This is a genomic window from Marinobacterium marisflavi (genome assembly GCF_982447095.1).
On record NZ_OZ457898.1, the window covers coordinates 2,956,239 to 2,972,345 of the forward strand.

General features: G+C 53.5%; 16 protein-coding genes. 3 read left to right on the top strand and 13 right to left on the bottom strand.

Annotated elements, in window-relative coordinates; translation table 11 throughout:
- Nucleotides 1–45: 45 nt before the first annotated feature.
- The 9 genes from AC1WNR_RS14580 to glyA form a co-directional block, all read right to left on the bottom strand.
- Nucleotides 46–525, bottom strand: coding sequence for a phosphatidylglycerophosphatase A family protein (locus AC1WNR_RS14580; protein WP_481645217.1), 480 nt, complete (start codon nucleotides 523–525; stop codon nucleotides 46–48).
- Nucleotides 522–1,502, bottom strand: a complete 981-nt coding sequence (thiL, locus tag AC1WNR_RS14585) for a thiamine-phosphate kinase (RefSeq protein WP_481645218.1) — start codon at nucleotides 1,500–1,502, stop codon at nucleotides 522–524. Before thiL ends, AC1WNR_RS14580 begins: the two co-directional genes overlap by 4 nt.
- A complete protein-coding gene (gene nusB / locus AC1WNR_RS14590) occupies nucleotides 1,502–1,972 on the bottom strand; it encodes a transcription antitermination factor NusB (RefSeq protein WP_481645219.1) in 471 nt (156 codons plus the stop codon). Before nusB ends, thiL begins: the two co-directional genes overlap by 1 nt.
- A gap of 1 nt (nucleotide 1,973) precedes the next feature.
- A complete protein-coding gene (ribH, locus tag AC1WNR_RS14595) occupies nucleotides 1,974–2,447 on the bottom strand; it encodes a 6,7-dimethyl-8-ribityllumazine synthase (RefSeq protein WP_481645220.1) in 474 nt (157 codons plus the stop codon).
- 6 nt (nucleotides 2,448–2,453) lie between these two features.
- Complete coding sequence (gene ribBA / locus AC1WNR_RS14600; protein WP_481645221.1) at nucleotides 2,454–3,566, bottom strand: bifunctional 3,4-dihydroxy-2-butanone-4-phosphate synthase/GTP cyclohydrolase II; 1,113 nt, start codon at nucleotides 3,564–3,566, stop codon at nucleotides 2,454–2,456.
- Nucleotides 3,567–3,579: 13 nt separating this feature from the next.
- Complete coding sequence (locus AC1WNR_RS14605; protein ID WP_481645222.1) at nucleotides 3,580–4,263, bottom strand: riboflavin synthase; 684 nt, start codon at nucleotides 4,261–4,263, stop codon at nucleotides 3,580–3,582.
- Nucleotides 4,263–5,369 (bottom strand): bifunctional diaminohydroxyphosphoribosylaminopyrimidine deaminase/5-amino-6-(5-phosphoribosylamino)uracil reductase RibD, encoded by a 1,107-nt coding sequence (ribD, locus tag AC1WNR_RS14610; protein ID WP_481645223.1) that lies wholly within the window; start codon nucleotides 5,367–5,369, stop codon nucleotides 4,263–4,265. The genes AC1WNR_RS14605 and ribD overlap by 1 nt, the downstream gene beginning before the upstream one ends.
- Nucleotides 5,369–5,923, bottom strand: a complete 555-nt coding sequence (nrdR, locus tag AC1WNR_RS14615) for a transcriptional regulator NrdR (RefSeq protein ID WP_481645224.1) — start codon at nucleotides 5,921–5,923, stop codon at nucleotides 5,369–5,371. Before nrdR ends, ribD begins: the two co-directional genes overlap by 1 nt.
- Nucleotides 5,924–6,119: 196 nt before the next feature.
- Complete coding sequence (gene glyA, locus AC1WNR_RS14620; protein ID WP_481645225.1) at nucleotides 6,120–7,373, bottom strand: serine hydroxymethyltransferase; 1,254 nt, start codon at nucleotides 7,371–7,373, stop codon at nucleotides 6,120–6,122.
- A gap of 203 nt (nucleotides 7,374–7,576) precedes the next feature.
- Between glyA and ettA the strand changes: the two genes are divergently transcribed.
- Together ettA and AC1WNR_RS14630 are read left to right on the top strand one after the other, a co-directional pair.
- Nucleotides 7,577–9,235, top strand: a complete 1,659-nt coding sequence (ettA, locus tag AC1WNR_RS14625; RefSeq protein WP_481645226.1) for an energy-dependent translational throttle protein EttA — start codon at nucleotides 7,577–7,579, stop codon at nucleotides 9,233–9,235.
- Nucleotides 9,236–9,354: 119 nt separating this feature from the next.
- Nucleotides 9,355–9,723 (top strand): PilZ domain-containing protein, encoded by a 369-nt coding sequence (locus tag AC1WNR_RS14630; protein ID WP_481645227.1) that lies wholly within the window; start codon nucleotides 9,355–9,357, stop codon nucleotides 9,721–9,723.
- Nucleotides 9,724–9,741: 18 nt separating this feature from the next.
- Here AC1WNR_RS14630 and radA read toward each other — a convergent pair whose 3' ends face one another.
- A complete protein-coding gene (gene radA, locus AC1WNR_RS14635) occupies nucleotides 9,742–11,121 on the bottom strand; it encodes a DNA repair protein RadA (protein WP_481645228.1) in 1,380 nt (459 codons plus the stop codon).
- A gap of 96 nt (nucleotides 11,122–11,217) precedes the next feature.
- On the opposite strand from radA, the gene AC1WNR_RS14640 reads away from it, so the two are divergent.
- On the top strand, nucleotides 11,218–12,489 hold the full coding sequence (locus AC1WNR_RS14640) for an O-acetylhomoserine aminocarboxypropyltransferase/cysteine synthase family protein (protein ID WP_481645229.1): 1,272 nt from the start codon (nucleotides 11,218–11,220) through the stop codon (nucleotides 12,487–12,489).
- Between the two features lie 133 nt (nucleotides 12,490–12,622).
- Here AC1WNR_RS14640 and can read toward each other — a convergent pair whose 3' ends face one another.
- The 3 genes from can to AC1WNR_RS14655 all read right to left on the bottom strand — a co-directional run bounded on the left by can (nucleotide 12,623) and on the right by AC1WNR_RS14655 (nucleotide 16,065).
- Entirely contained in the window at nucleotides 12,623–13,321 is a 699-nt protein-coding gene (gene can / locus AC1WNR_RS14645; protein ID WP_481645230.1) for a carbonate dehydratase, read from the bottom strand.
- A gap of 48 nt (nucleotides 13,322–13,369) precedes the next feature.
- Nucleotides 13,370–14,434, bottom strand: coding sequence for a uroporphyrinogen decarboxylase (hemE, locus tag AC1WNR_RS14650; RefSeq protein ID WP_481645231.1), 1,065 nt, complete (start codon nucleotides 14,432–14,434; stop codon nucleotides 13,370–13,372).
- Between the two features lie 206 nt (nucleotides 14,435–14,640).
- The gene (locus AC1WNR_RS14655) at nucleotides 14,641–16,065 is read right to left on the bottom strand and encodes an FAD-dependent oxidoreductase (protein WP_481645232.1); all 1,425 of its coding nucleotides are present in this window, start codon (nucleotides 16,063–16,065) and stop codon (nucleotides 14,641–14,643) included.
- Nucleotides 16,066–16,107: the final 42 nt, after the last annotated feature.

The window sequence follows — 16,107 nt, forward strand, 5'->3', positions numbered from 1 at the left end:
GAGCGTGTACTGGAGGTTTACGCCCGTGTTGTCGACTCAGATCTATTAGATCAGCATTAGATAGTGTAGCCCCTGCACACAACCTAACGCCATCATACCGGCCAGTACATCATCCAACATGATACCCAAACCGCCGGATACACGCTTGTCAGCCCAGCCGATTGGCCAGGGTTTGAGGATATCGAACACTCGAAACAGTACGAATCCGATCAGCACCCAACCCCAGCCCTGTGGCAGTGCAAGGTAGGTAATCCACAATCCAACAAACTCATCCCAAACAATCCCGCCGTGGTCATGCACCCCCAGATCTTCCGAGGTTTTGCCGCAGAGCCAACACCCTAGCGCAAAGCTCAAAACCAGCAGTAGCAGGTAATAATCCACGCTAAGATCTGCAAAAAGGTACCAGATTGGGATTGCCGCGAGTGTGCCAAAGGTTCCAGGCGCTTTAGGCACAGCACCGCTGCCCAATCCGAATGCGAGAAAATGAATTGGGTTACGCCACACACTGGCAGGTGCATGTTTCATAGGGATTCTTCCTCTCCAAAATGGTCAAAGCCTTTAGCACCTGACACAGCCCAAGGTTCTCCCTGTGACAGTACCTGCAGTCCATTCCCCGAGCGAATCTCGCCGATGCAAGTGAGCTCTAAGCCGAGTTCTTTGGCCAGTAATTGGATCTCATCCCTGCGACCAGCAGGCGCCGTAAAGCAGAGCTCAAAGTCCTCACCGCCCGTGGCTGCCCACTCTTGCGACTGTTCCTCAGAGTAGAGTGCCGCTAGAGAATCTGACAACGGTAATTGTTCCAAATGCACCAGAGCACCAACACCTGAGGCCTTCAAAATATGTGAAAGATCAGCCAAGAGACCGTCAGAGATATCTATTGCCGCGCTCGCCAGCTGAGTCAGACCGCAACCAAGCTCAACGCGAGCAGTCGGGCGCAAAAAACGCTGCGTCAAAAATTCATAGTCCGCCGAATCAACGGCATGTGATAGCAGCTCAAGTCCAGCACGGCTATCACCCAGCGTACCGCTGACAAAGATCAGATCGCCCACCTGCGCACCGCTGCGCTTAAGCGCCTGCTCTGGTTTCACAGCCCCCTGTACATGCGCGGTCAGCACGCGTGTTGCTCCGGACGTTGTATCACCACCAATCAGAGTAATTGAGTAGGCTTTAAGTGCCGCCTTTAAACCCCGGCTAAATGCTACCAACCAAGCGTCATTACCGTCGGGCAGGGTAATCGCCAGACTGAACCAGAGGGGGCGTGCACCCATTGCCGCAAGATCGCTGACTGACGCGCTAACCAGGCGCCAAGCAAGATCCTCAGCAGCGATATCGGGAAGAAAATGAACCCCCTCAACGAGGGTGTCGGTAGAGTTTGCTAGCAGCTCATCGGATGCTGGCGGCTGCACCAACGCGCAATCGTCACCTAATCCCAATACGACATCAGCCGCCTGCGCAGCGACTGATGCAAAGTGACGATCGATTAGCTCAAACTCGCTGGGCATTACTTCTGACGAGCAGCCTTAATTTCCAAGGTGCGCACTTTCTGCGCCAGCTTATCCAGTACACCGTTGACGTATTTGTGGCTTTCGGTCGCACCGAAAATCTTAGCCAGCTCAACACTCTCGTTGATGGCCACTTTATAGGGCACCTCAATTCGGTGAATTAGCTCGAAGCTACCAATACGCAATACAGCGAGTTCGACCGGATCGAGATCATCCAACGCGCGATCTAGGTAAGCAGAGAACTGGCTATCGAGCTCGGTTCGCTTGCTGATAACACCGTGTAGCAACTCAGAGAAAAGAGGCACGTCGGTGTCTGACATATCGTTATCAACACGGAACTGCGCTTCGATCTCGTTGGCAGCTTGGCCAGCAAGTTGCCACTGGTACAGCGCCTGTAGCGTGTAGCTACGCGCGTTGCGGCGCTTCTCCGTATTGGAGACGCGCTTCTTAGGCGCTTTTTCGTCGCTCATCTTACACCTCTAGCTGACGCAGCAGGCTAACCATCTCGATCGCCGACAGCGCTGCTTCAGCACCCTTATTACCCATCTTAGTGCCCGAACGCTCAATCGCCTGCTCGATGCTATTCACGGTCAGAATGCCGTTAGCAACAGGAACTCCGTACTCTAGGGATACCTGCGCAACACCTTTCGAGCTCTCGTTAGAGACAAATTCAAAGTGCGGTGTACCACCACGAATCACGGCACCCAGCGCAATAATGGCGTCATCACGCTTCTGCTGCGCAACACGCTGTACCGCCAGAGGTACTTCAAACGCACCCGGTACGCGCACAATACGGATGTTCTCTTCGCTCACACCGTGACGTTTCAGGGTATCAACCGCACCTTCAACAAGGCTCTCGACAACAAACTCGTTGAAACGACCAACAACCAGTGTGTACTTACCCTCTGCGGCAACAAAGTTGCCCTCAACTACAGTTAGGCTCATCTTCTTTTACTCTTCAAAAGGAATGTATTCGACGATCTCCAGATCGAAACCTGAAATCGCATTAAACTTCATCGGTGAGCTGAGCAGGCGCATTTTGCCTACACCCAGATCACGCAATATTTGAGATCCGGTACCCACCTGCAGGTAGGCGCCTGAAGCACTGACATTAACTTTAGACGGCTTGGTGTTATCCAGCGCACGAACCGCGTCGCCCAGATCAACTTTTCCCGCCGAGTCGAGCAGCAATGCAACGCCCTGGCCCTCTTGTGCAATACGCTCTAGCGCATGACGCAGCGTCCACTTTGGATCTTCAGAGGCAACACCAACCACATCACGAAGCACCTCCGTACGGTTATGAACTCGCACAATAGTGGGTGTGTCAGCATCGAGCTCACCCTGATACATCGCCAGGTGATTGCAGCCCTGAATGTCGTCACGATAGATGCGGTAGTTGAAACTACCATAGTCGGTGTCCATCTCACCCTCATCGGTTGCAACGACGGTAGTTTCGTTGGTAGTACGGTAGTGGATAAGATCGGCGATGGTGCCAATCTTCAAACTATGCTCTTTGGCAAAGGCTTCAAGCTCAGGACGACGTGCCATGGTGCCGTCATCATTCATAATCTCAACGATCACACTGGCTGAAGTTGTCATACCGGCCATGCGTGCCAGATCAACACCCGCCTCGGTATGACCTGCCCGGCTCAATACGCCACCCGGCTGTGCCATCAACGGAAAGATATGACCGGGCTGTACGATATCGTTCGGCTTGGCATCGGGCTTAACGGCTGTGCGCACTGTGAGTGCACGGTCCGCCGCGGAGATACCGGTTGTCACTCCTTCAGCTGCCTCAATTGAGACGGTGAAGTTGGTTGAGTAGGCCGCACCATTCGCTTGCACCATCAGTGGCAGACGCAACTGCTCACAGTGCTGGCGACTCAGCGTCAGACAGATCAGACCGCGAGCATGTTTGGCCATGAAATTGATATCTTCAGGACGAACCATCTCAGCAGCGATGACCAGATCGCCCTCATTCTCGCGATCCTCATCATCCATCAGGATGACCATCTTGCCCTGGCGAATATCCTCTACCAGCTCTTCAGTGGTGTTCAGTTGCATGCTTTCTCCAAGCTTAGCGGCGCAGAAAACCCGCACTCGCCAACAGTTCCATAGAGACGCCCGAACCGGGGTGCTCTACACCGCTCTCACTCTGATACTCGTCCGCACCCGCGCTCAGCAAGCGCTCTAGATAACGGGCGATCATATCCACTTCCAGGTGTACCTGCTGTCCGATCTGGTACATCTGAATGATCGTGCCCTCAGCCGTATGCGGCACAATATTTAACTCAAAACCCTGAGCGCTCAGCGCATTCACTGTAAGACTTACGCCATCAACGGTGATTGACCCTTTAGCTGCGATAAAGCGGTGAAGGCTTTTCGGCGCAGCCACGCCAATTCGGATTGAGCGCGCATCCTGCTCTAGCGAATAGATCTCACCAACGCCGTCGACATGGCCGGAAACGAGGTGACCGCCAAGGCGCGTGGTCGGCAGCAGCGCCTTCTCCAGGTTCACTGCTTCGCCAACTGCTAAGTCGGCTAAACGGCTGTAGGCCAGCGTCTCCTGCGAGACATCGGCTGTAAAACTTGATGAATCCCAGTCGACCACAGTCAGACAGACGCCGTTAGTCGCGATACTGTCACCTAGTGCAACATCGCCCATATCCAGCGCGCCGACCTCAACACGCAGTCGCAGATCACCGCCAACAGGAGCAACGGACTCAATTTTACCAACAGCTTCAATAATTCCGGTAAACATCAGTTTGGCTGCCAAATAAAGCGGACATCTTCGCCGAACTGGCGGATATCTATTAATTTTAACTCAATTGAGTCACTCATAACATCTAGCGGTAAGTCGAGTAACGGCCTAGCACTGCTACCCATCAGCTTGGGCGCCATGTAAACCCAGAGCTCATCAATCAGCCCCGCCTTAACGAAGGCTCCGGCCAACTTTGCCCCGGTCTCAACCAGTAGTTCGTTGACGTTGTACTCGCTAGCCAGCTGCTCGACTAGCCAATGAAGGTCCAAGCCATTTGCACCCGTTGGCACCTGCAGGTAGCTTAGCGTCTCACTGTTTGTTGGGTTCTGCGCTTGTGCGTGGCAGATCAGAGTCGGAGCATCGGAACTGCGAATGCGCGCTTGAGCCGGTGTCTGTAGTTTTGAATCCAACACCACACGAAGCGGTTTGGGTTGTTCAACCTGCGCGCGAACCGTCTCACTCAACTCCTCAAGGCGAACAGTCAAAGCCGAGTCATCATGCAGAATGGAACCTACGCCAGTAAGCACCGCCGAGCTACGTGCTCGCAGCTGTTGTACATTCGCCCGCGCCTGAGCGCCGGTTATCCACTTAGATTCGCCGCTAGCCATGGCCGTTCGACCGTCAGCGCTCATCGCCAACTTCAGACGTATAAATGGGCGTCCACGCTCCATCCGCGATAAGAAGCCGGGATTCAGCTCCCGTGCCTGGTCCTCTAACAATCCACTATCCGCTTCGATGCCAGCATCGCGCAGCATCTGCAGACCGCGCCCAGCAACCTCCGGATTGGGATCAACCATCGCGGCCACTACTCGGCTGATACCGGCGTCGATCAAACCTTGAGCACAGGGTGGTGTGCGGCCAAAGTGGCTACAGGGCTCTAGTGTAACGTAGGCCGTTGCACCGCGCGCATCGCCGGCCTGCTTAAGCGCGTTCACCTCAGCATGCCCCTCTCCGGCGCGGATGTGGTAACCCTCACCAATGATCTTGCCGTCACGCACCAGCACGCAACCAACGCGTGGATTTGGGTGAGTGGTGTAGAGCCCCTTCCAGCCAAGCTGGATGGCCCGCGCCATAAACTGGCGATCTTCAATTGAGAAATTGGTCATTACTGCTCTTCCGCAAACAGGTCTGGGCTCTCAGGCCCTTTTTCTGGTTTTGGTTTACGGCGTCGAGCAGGTTTTGCGGCAACTGTAGACTCGACTGGCACATCATCCTCAGACAAGCGCTCAATCTCGAGGCGGAACTCGTGAATATCTTGGAAGTCGCGGTAGACCGAGGCAAAGCGGACATAGGCTACCTGATCAAGTTTGCGCAGTTCAGCCATGGTGGCTTCACCGACAATTACTGAGGGGATCTCACGCTCACCGGTTGCACGCAGGCGCTGCTTAACACGGTTGATACAGGCCTCAATATCTTCAACGCTGACTGGGCGCTTCTCGAGTGCGCGAGTAATACCGCCGCGCAATTTAGCTTCATCGAAGGGCTGACGCGTGCCGTCATTCTTCACAACACGTGGCATCAACAACTCGGCTTCTTCGAAGGTGGTGAACCGCTCATGACAGGAGACACACTCGCGACGACGGCGTACCTGCTGACCCTCAGCGATCAATCGCGAGTCAATCACCTTGGTATCTGATGCGCTGCAAAATGGACAATGCATTACATGCCTCGTGTCGGGTGGCTAAAGAGCGTATAGCCGCACGCTTGCTCCTGCGTCGCACGGCACCTGTGTCCTTTGGGTAAACCGGTCACCCATGACAATAAAAGGGCAGCAGGTCTAATACCGGCTGCCCTCTGTATTCTAAGGGGTTGAGGGCTAAGTCTCAAACCACCTCAGATTCAGGTCTTACTTGTACTTACTTATAAACAGGGTACTGCGCGCAGATCGCCTTAACCTGCTCTTTTACGCGACCGATTACGGCTTCGTCGTCGATGTTTTCTAGTACATCACAGATCCAGTTAGTCAGATCCTTAACTTCTGCCTCTTTGAAACCACGACGAGTGACTGCAGGCGTACCGATACGCAGACCTGAAGTCACGAACGGTGAGCGTGGGTCATTCGGTACAGAGTTTTTGTTAACAGTGATGTTGGCACGACCTAGCGCCGCATCTGCATCCTTGCCGCTGTACTCTTTACCGATCAGGCTGAGCAGGAACAGGTGGTCATCTGTACCGCCTGAAACAACGTCGAAGCCGCGTGACAGGAACACCTCAGCCATCGCCTGAGCATTTTTAACAACCTGTGCCTGGTACGCCTTCCACTCTGGCTCCATCGCCTCTTTGAAGCAGACCGCTTTAGCCGCGATAACGTGCATTAGTGGGCCACCCTGAGACTCAGGGAATACCGCAAAGTTCAGTTTCTTCTGCAGCTCTTCATCCGCACGAGCAGAGAGGATCAAACCGCCACGTGGACCGCCCAGAGTTTTATGGGTAGTTGTAGTTACAACATCAGCGTACGGCAATGGGCTTGGGTAGACGCCTGCCGCAACCAGACCGGCAATATGTGCCATATCAACAAACAGGAATGCGCCCACTTTGTCAGCGATTTCACGGAACTTCGCCCAATCAACCACACGTGAGTACGCAGAGAAGCCAGCGATAATCATCTTCGGCTTGTGCTCAAGCGCCAGACGCTCTACTTCAGCGTAATCGAGGTCACCGTTCTCATCCAGACCGTACTGGAAAGCGTTGTAGATACGACCTGAGAAAGAGACCGCTGCACCGTGAGTCAGGTGACCACCGTGCGCCAGGCTCATACCCAGAATGGTATCACCCGCTTTACACAGTGCCATGAAGACTGCAGCGTTTGCCTGTGAACCTGAGTGCGGCTGGACGTTTGCGTATGAAGCGCCAAACAGCTCCTTCGCACGATCGATCGCCAACTGCTCGGCAACATCGACATATTCACAACCGCCGTAGTAACGCTTCTGTGGGTAGCCTTCAGCGTACTTGTTAGTCAGTACTGAGCCCTGCGCTTCCATCACGCGAGGACTGGTGTAGTTCTCTGATGCGATCAGTTCGATGTGCTCTTCCTGACGCTGTGATTCTGACTGCATTGCGCCCCAGAGTTCTGGGTCGTAGCTGGCGATGTTCATATCTTTGGTAAACATGACAGTCCTCTATGAAGTATGACCGGGGACGTTTTCTGCGGCAAAACCGCTAGATGTCCGATAGGTCCTGAAATTTGCGGCGCATTATATTCGAAAAAGAGAGTTGATTCACTTGAATTAGCATCACCGGTTATACCAAATCTGCTCATGCAATCTCGATGCTGTGTTAATATCTGCGCACATTTTGTTTCAGGAGTTGTCTGATGGCTCAGTTCGTCTATTCAATGAATCGCGTTGGCAAAGTTGTTCCGCCAAAACGTGAGATTCTTAAAGATATATCTCTCTCTTTCTTCCCAGGTGCGAAGATCGGTGTACTCGGTCTCAACGGCGCCGGTAAATCAACCCTGCTGCGCATTATGGCGGGCGTCGATCAGGACTACATCGGCGAAGCGCGCCCGATGCCGGGCATCAATGTGGGTTACCTACCGCAGGAGCCACAACTGGATGAGACCAAGACCGTTCGTGAAGTCATTGAAGAGGCTGTTTCAGACGTCAAAGGCGCGCTGGCCGAACTCGATCAGGTTTACGCCGCTTACGCTGAAGAGGATGCAGACTTTGACGCTTTGGCTAAACGCCAGGCTGAACTGGAGAACCTGATCACAGCGAAAGATGGCCACAACCTAGATACTGCACTTGAGCGCGCTGCAGATGCCATGCGTCTGCCCGCCTGGGATGCCGAGGTCAAACACCTTTCTGGTGGTGAGCGTCGCCGCGTAGCGCTCTGTCGTCTACTGCTCGACAAGCCCGATATGCTGCTCCTCGACGAGCCAACCAACCACTTGGATGCCGAATCGATCGCTTGGATCGAGCGCTTCCTGCAGGAGTACCCGGGTACGGTGGTAGCTATTACCCACGACCGCTACTTCCTCGACAATGCTGCTGGCTGGATTCTCGAACTCGACCGCGGCCACGGTATCCCTTGGGAGGGCAACTACAGCTCTTGGCTGGAGCAGAAAGATGCTCGTCTTGCACAAGAAGCCAAACAGGAAGCTGCACAACAGAAAGCAATTAAAGCGGAACTGGAGTGGGTACGTCAGGGCGCTAAAGGACGTCAGTCTAAATCCAAAGCTCGTCTGAAACAGTTTGAAGAGATGAATTCGAAAGAGTTCCAGACGCGCAACGAAACTCAAGAGATCTACATTCCACCTGGCCCGCGCCTGGGCGACAAGGTGATCGAACTGAACAACGTGACCAAAGCCTATGGCGACAAACTGCTGTTCGAAAACCTTAACTTCTCAATTCCGCCGGGCGCAATTGTCGGCATCATCGGTCCGAACGGTGCCGGTAAATCGACACTGTTCCGCATGATCGCCGGTGAAGAGCAGCCAGATTCCGGCAGCGTTGACCTAGGTTCAACCGTACAGCTTGCCTATGTGAACCAGTCACGTGAGCTCGACGGTACCAAAACCGTCTTTGAAGAGATTTCTGATGGTTCGGATATGATCACTGTCGGCAACTACACCACGCCTTCACGTGCTTACTGTGGTCGCTTCAACTTCAAAGGTTCAGACCAGCAGAAGTTTGTAAAAGACCTTTCAGGTGGTGAGCGCAACCGCCTGCATATGGCGAAGTTGCTCAAAGAGGGTGGCAACGTGCTGTTGCTCGACGAACCAACCAACGACCTCGATATCGAAACCCTGCGTGCACTTGAGGAGGCGATTCTGGCCTTCCCCGGTTCTGCAGTTGTTATCTCGCACGATCGCTGGTTCCTCGATCGAATCTGTACCCATATGATCGCCTACGAGGGTGACTCGCAGGTTACCTTCTTTGAAGGCAACTACACCGAGTACGCTGAGGACTATAAGAAACGCTTTGGTAAGGATCACCAGCCCGAGCGCATCAAGTATCGCCGCATGAGCTAAGCGAAAGAGAGCTACCAAAAGAGGGCCCCGAATTCGGGGCCTTTTTATTGTGCGCTCAAACGCAAAAAGGGCCAGGCTGTGCTAAACCTAACAAGAGGCACTTGAAAGGTTGTACTGCTATGTCTGTGGAAAATTCTAATCGCCGTTTTGATCGCGTCGCTTTTGATGCAGAGTGTGAACTGCACATTACTGGCCAGCCACCCGCTGTGGTTGAACTCCATGACATCTCATTGAAAGGTGCCTTAATCGAGTCTCCAACCGCACTGGACTTAGAGATAGGAGGGGACGCAGAGCTGATCCTCTATCTCTCTAATGAGGTGATGATTCGCATGCCATCTATCCTGCGCTCAGTGCGCGACAACTGCTACGGGTTTGAGGTCAACAAACTCGACCTGGATAGCATCGCCCATCTGCGTCGACTGATAGAGCTCAATCTCGGTTCGGAGGAGTTGGTCCACCGCAACCTAGAAGCGCTGGTGCAGAACTAGATCAGTGTTCGTGGCACTCTAAATAGCATCAAGCGCCTGTGTAAGACGATCCACCGCGACAACCTCAAGCCCAGGAATTGAATCCTTGGGCTTGTTTGCTTTCGGTACGATCGCGCGTTTAAAGCCATGCTTGGCCGCCTCTCGAATGCGCTCCTGACCATTGGGCACAGGGCGAATTTCGCCGGAGAGACCGACCTCACCCAACACGATCAGATCGCCGGGCAAGGCCTTATCTCTAAAGCTTGATACCACGGCTAACAGCAGCGCCAAATCGGCACCGGTCTCGACCACACGGATACCACCGACCACATTGATAAACACATCCTGGTCACCGGTCATCAGCCCGCCGTGGCGGTTGAGTACGGCCAACAGCATCGCAAGACGATTTTGATCCATACCCACAGCAACCCGACGGGGATTTGAGTGATGCGAACTATCTACCAGTGCCTGCAGTTCAACCAGCATTGGACGGGTGCCTTCCCACACCACCATCACGACACTGCCAGGGCGCGGCTCTTCACCGCGCGACAGGAAGATTGAGCTAGGATTTTTAACCTCTTTAAGGCCCGCTTCGACCATGGCGAAAACGCCCAGTTCATTGACCGCACCAAAACGATTTTTGTGGCTACGAAGCGTTCGAAAACGGCTATCAGATTCGCCTTCAAGCTGCAGCGAACAGTCGATCATGTGCTCAAGCACCTTGGGCCCCGCCAGAGAACCATCTTTGGTGACATGACCTACGAGGAATATGACGGTACCTGTCTGCTTAGCGTAGCGTGTGAGGTAGGCCGCACTCTCGCGCACCTGTGCAACTGAACCGGGCGCTGATTGCACATCAGTAACATGCATCACCTGGATAGAGTCGATAACGATTACCTTCGGTTTGAGCTGGTCCGCCACATCACAAATCGTCTCTACGTTGGTCTCCGACAGCATCTTTAGCTCGCCAACATCTAAACCGAGGCGCTTACCGCGCATGGCTACCTGCTGCAACGACTCCTCGCCTGTAACATACAGGGCTGGCATCTGACGAACCAACTCGGCCATCGTCTGCAGCAGCAGCGTACTCTTACCGGCCCCCGGATGACCGCCAATCAACACTGCGGATCCAGGAACCAGACCACCGCCGAGCACACGGTCAAGCTCGCCAATTCCTGTGCCCATGCGTGGCATCTCCGCGAGGGCAACTTCACTCAGGCTGACCACCTTACCCTTGCTAGCGGCGTCACCTGCATAGCCCGAACGACGCAAGGCAGCCTGAGCACCACCCGCGGGAGCACTTCCCAATCGAACTTCAGTTAGCGTGTTCCAAGCCTTACAGGCTGTGCACTGTCCCTGCCACTTAGTGAAGTCGGCTCCGCAGTCGTTACATACATATGCCTGTTTGGTCTTAGCCATCGAATCTCCGAGCTTTACGAGCGCTGTTTCACAGGGCAGTATCGAACAACACCCTAGAACAACCAACAATAAAGAGATCAATAATAAGGAGTTATCATGAAACTCGAAACCCTCGCGGTGCATGCAGGCTACCAACCAGACCCTACTACCAAGTCCGTAGCCGTACCGATCTACCAGACTACCTCTTACGCATTTGATGATGCCCAACACGGTGCCGATCTGTTTGACCTGAAGGTCCTCGGTAACATCTACACCCGTATTATGAACCCAACGACCGATGTGCTTGAGCAACGTGTTGCGGCCCTTGAGGGAGGCATTGCAGGCCTTGCAGTGGCATCTGGTATGGCAGCGATTACCTACGCGATCCAGACGATTGCCGAGGTAGGCGACAACATCATCTCTGCTAGCGATCTGTACGGTGGTACCTACAACCTGTTTGCACACACCTTGCCACGCCAAGGGATTGAAGTACGTTTTGTTCCAAGTAACGATATCGCAGCAATTGAAGCTAAGATTGACGAAAACACTAAAGGGCTCTACTGCGAGTCTGTGGGCAACCCCTCGGGCCGCATTGCCGACATTGAAGCACTCGCCGAGGTTGCGCACCGTCACGGCATTCCACTGATTGTCGACAACACCGTACCGAGCCCAGCGCTCTGGCGCCCGATTGAGCAGGGCGCGGATATCATCGTTACGGCGGCGACCAAATACATTGGTGGCCACGGCAACTCAATTGGTGGCGTAATTGTGGATTCAGGTAAGTTCCCATGGGCCGAGCATAAGGATCGCTTCCCACTACTGAACACGCCCGACGTCTCTTACCACGGAGTGGTATACACGGAGGCTTTTGGCCCGGCGGCATTTATCGGTCGTTGTCGAGTGGTGCCACTGCGTAACACCGGTGCGGCAATTTCACCTATGAACGTCTTCCTGCTGCTTCAGGGCATCGAGACGCTGCCACTGCGTATGGAACGTATTTGCAGCAACACACAGAAGATCGCTGAGTTCCTCGAGGGCCACGATATGGTTACTTGGGTTAAATATGCCGGTCTGCCATCGCATCAGGATCATGCTCTGGCGCAGAAATACATGGGGGGTAACGCCTCAGGTATTCTCAGTTTCGGTGTGAAGGGCGGCCGCGAAGCAACCCGTAAGTTCTACGATGCGTTGGAGATCGTTACCCGTCTGGTGAACATTGGCGACTGTAAGTCGCTAGCGTCTATCCCTGCCGAAACGACACACCGCCAGCTTAACGCTGAAGAGCTAGCTTCTGCCGGTGTTACTGAAGATATGGTCCGTTTGTCGATCGGTATCGAGCATATCGATGATCTGATCGCTGATCTGACTCAGGCACTAGAGGCGGTCTAACTAAACCGGTTGGTCCTAGAAAAGTACGAGCGCAGTACGCACAGCGTATTGCGCGACCCACCCATCAAAGGTGATCGCGAAATAGCCCGTCGGGCTATTTCGCTCGTTACCTCAGAATTCCACTTGGAAAATCTTAGCTGTGGGTGCAGGTCGCGTCGCAGCGGTGCCCCTCTGTCTGTTCACCCTTGGTCTCAATCAACTCAACCGCATCATTAAATGTCGAGCGGATATCCTCTTTACTGCTAACTGTAAAACCGAGATCCCGCAGCAGGCCATCACCGAGGCCGTAGATCCAGCCATGGACGTTTAGCTCCTGCCCTCGCGCCCAGGCGTCGGTCACTGTTGTTGTGTTACACACGTTTAGCGCTTGAGTGACGACGTTCAGCTCACACAATCGATCGATCTGATGCGGCTTAGCTTCCCACTGACCCAAGAACTTACGGTGATTGTAGTAAACGTCACGAATATGAGAGAGCCAATTATCGATCAGACCGTGACGCGCATCCTCCATAGAGGCGGCAACACCACCACAGCCATAATGCCCGACGACCATAATGTCTTTTACTTTCAGAACTTCAACAGCGTACTGAATCACTGACAAGCAGTTCATGTCTGAGTGCACAACTAGATTCGATACATTGCGGTGAACGAAAAGTTCACCGGGCATCAGATCGACAATCTCATTTGCCGGAACACGACTATCGGCACAGCCGATCCAGAGGTACTGCGGCGCTTGCTGGGCTGCTAGGGTCGGGAAGAAATCCGGATTCGCGGCTTCAATTTTACGCGCCCATTCGGCGTTACTTTCAAACAGCGACTTCAATTTCTTCATCGCAACGAACCTCTAACCTTCCCAGCCTGATATCTTACCCGGGGACTCTTAATCGTGATACTGGGCACTCAGCTCATGCACAGCTTCTACGAAGACTTTAGCGCGCTCAGGATCAGCAAACTGGTGGATACCGTGACCCAGGTTCATCACATGACCCGAGCCGCTTCCATACCCTTCCAGAATACGAGCAACCTCTTCACGGATACGCGCAGGCGTACCGTAAAGCACAGATGGATCCATATTACCCTGCAGAGAAACCTTATCACCAACGCGGCGACGCGCATCACCGATATCCGTTGTCCAATCCAGACCCAGTGCATCAGCACCGACTTCAGCCATGGACTCGAGCCACTGACCGCCGTTTTTGGTGAACATGATCACTGGAACCTTACGCCCCTCATTCTCACGAATAAGACCGGCAGCAATCTTCTGCATATATTTCAGCGAGAACTCTAGGTACATCGGACCACTCAATGATCCGCCCCAAGTATCGAAGATCTGCACTGCCTGGGCACCACAACGAATCTGCTCGTTGAGGTAGAGAATCACTGAATCTGCTAGCTTATCGAGCAGTTTGTGCAGCGTTGCAGGCTCTGAGTACATCATCCCTTTGATGTGACGGAAATCTTTGCTCGAGCCACCCTCAATCATGTAGGTCGCCAGCGTCCAGGGGCTACCCGAGAAACCAATCAGTGGTACGCGGCCATTGAGTTCACGACGGATAGTCTTCACAGCATCCATCACGTAGCCAAGATCCGCTTGAGGATCAGGAATAGGCAGTGAATCTACATCTGCCTCAGAGCGAATAATCTTCTTGAAGCGTGGCCCCTCACCCGTTTCGAAGTAGAGACCCAGGCCCATGGCATCTGGCACAGTCAAAATATCGGAGAAGAGAATCGCCGCATCTAGAGGGAAACGCTCCAGCGGCTGCAGAGTCACCTCACAAGCCAGCTCAGGGTTACCACAGAGCCCCATAAAGTCACCAGCACGCGCACGCGTCTCACGGTACTCAGGTAGGTAACGCCCAGCCTGACGCATCATCCATACAGGCGTGACATCAACTGGCTCTTTCAGAAGGGCGCGCAGAAAGCGATCGTTCTTCAACTCAGACATAGGTGAATCTCTATCCATAACTCTCAAAAAATTTCCGGAATTGTACCCGTTTTGAACCGAACGTGCCGCTACTTTAGGGCTATACAAAAGTTCGCGGTTAAAACTCTTCTTCAGTTTTCCGTTCTCTGCGCTACCCCGATCAGCATAAAACGAACATAAAAAAACCGCTGTCCGAAGAGAGCGGTTTTTTCACTGCTGACTGGGGATTAAACTTCGAGGAAGTCCATGATCCCTTCAGCTGCTTCACGACCTTCGTAGATCGCGGTAACAACCAGATCTGAGCCGCGAACCATATCACCACCCGCAAAGACTTTCGGGTTGCTGGTCTGGAACGGTAGACGCTCGCCAGTTTGAGCACAGTCAACGCGACCATCCTGATGCAGTTCGATGCCCAGTTCAGTCATCCACGGCGCTGGGCTTGGACGGAAACCGAAGGCAACCAGAATAGCGTCAGCTGGCAGAACCTCTTCTGAACCTTCAACTACTTCAGCGCGGCGACGACCGTTCTCATCGGGTTCACCCATCTGAGTGGTCACCAGCTTAATACCGGTCACTTTGCCATTCTCGCCAACAACCTCAACAGGCTGACGGTTGAACATGAACTGTACGCCTTCCTCTTTAGCGTTCACAACTTCGCGCTTAGAGCCCGGCATGTTCGCTTCGTCACGGCGGTAAGCACAGGTTACGCTCGCGGCCTGCTGACGAATTGAGGTGCGGTTACAGTCCATTGCGGTGTCACCACCACCGAGAACAACAACTTTTTTGCCTTCCATGCTGATGTACTCAGAGGCATCTTTCTCGTAACCACGGCAGTGATTTACGTTAGAGATCAGGAACGGCAGGGCGTCGTAAACGCCATCGAGGTCTTCACCTGGGAAGCCGCCCTTCATGTAGGTGTAAGTACCCATACCCAGGAAGACAGCGTCGTATTCAGCTAGCAGTGCGTCCATCTGAACGTCTTTGCCCACTTCGGTGTTGAGCTGGAACTCAACGCCCATCGCTTCAAACACTTCGCGACGACGAACCATTACATCTTTTTCGAGTTTGAACTCAGGGATACCGAAGGTCAGCAGACCACCGATCTCTGGGTTACGATCGAAAACAACGGGTTTAACGCCGTTACGCGCCAGAATATCAGCACAACCAAGACCTGCAGGGCCTGCACCGATAATCGCAACTTTCTTATCAGTCCATACGACACCTGAAGTGTCTGGACGCCAGCCAAGCGCGAATGCAGTATCAGTTATGTATTTCTCGACAGCACCGATAGTGACCGCACCGAACTCCTCATTCAGAGTACAGGCATCTTCACATAGACGGTCCTGCGGACAAACTCGACCACAGACTTCTGGCAGTGAGTTGGTCTGATGTGAAAGCTCTGCAGCTTCCAGCAAGTTGCCATCAGAAACCAGCTTCAACCAGTCCGGAATATGGTTGTGTACTGGACACTTCCATGAACAGTATGGATTGCCACACGCAAGACAACGGTGTGCCTGATCAGCCACATCAGCCTTGGCAAACGGCTCGTAGATCTCAGCAAACTGACCACGACGAACCTCAGCATTGATCTTTGCTGGGCCTTCGCGCTCCACTTCCACAAACTGGAAGTTATTACTTAGACGGGTAGTCATAGTCCCACCTCTAAATTATTCGCCTGCGGCGCACCGCAGGCA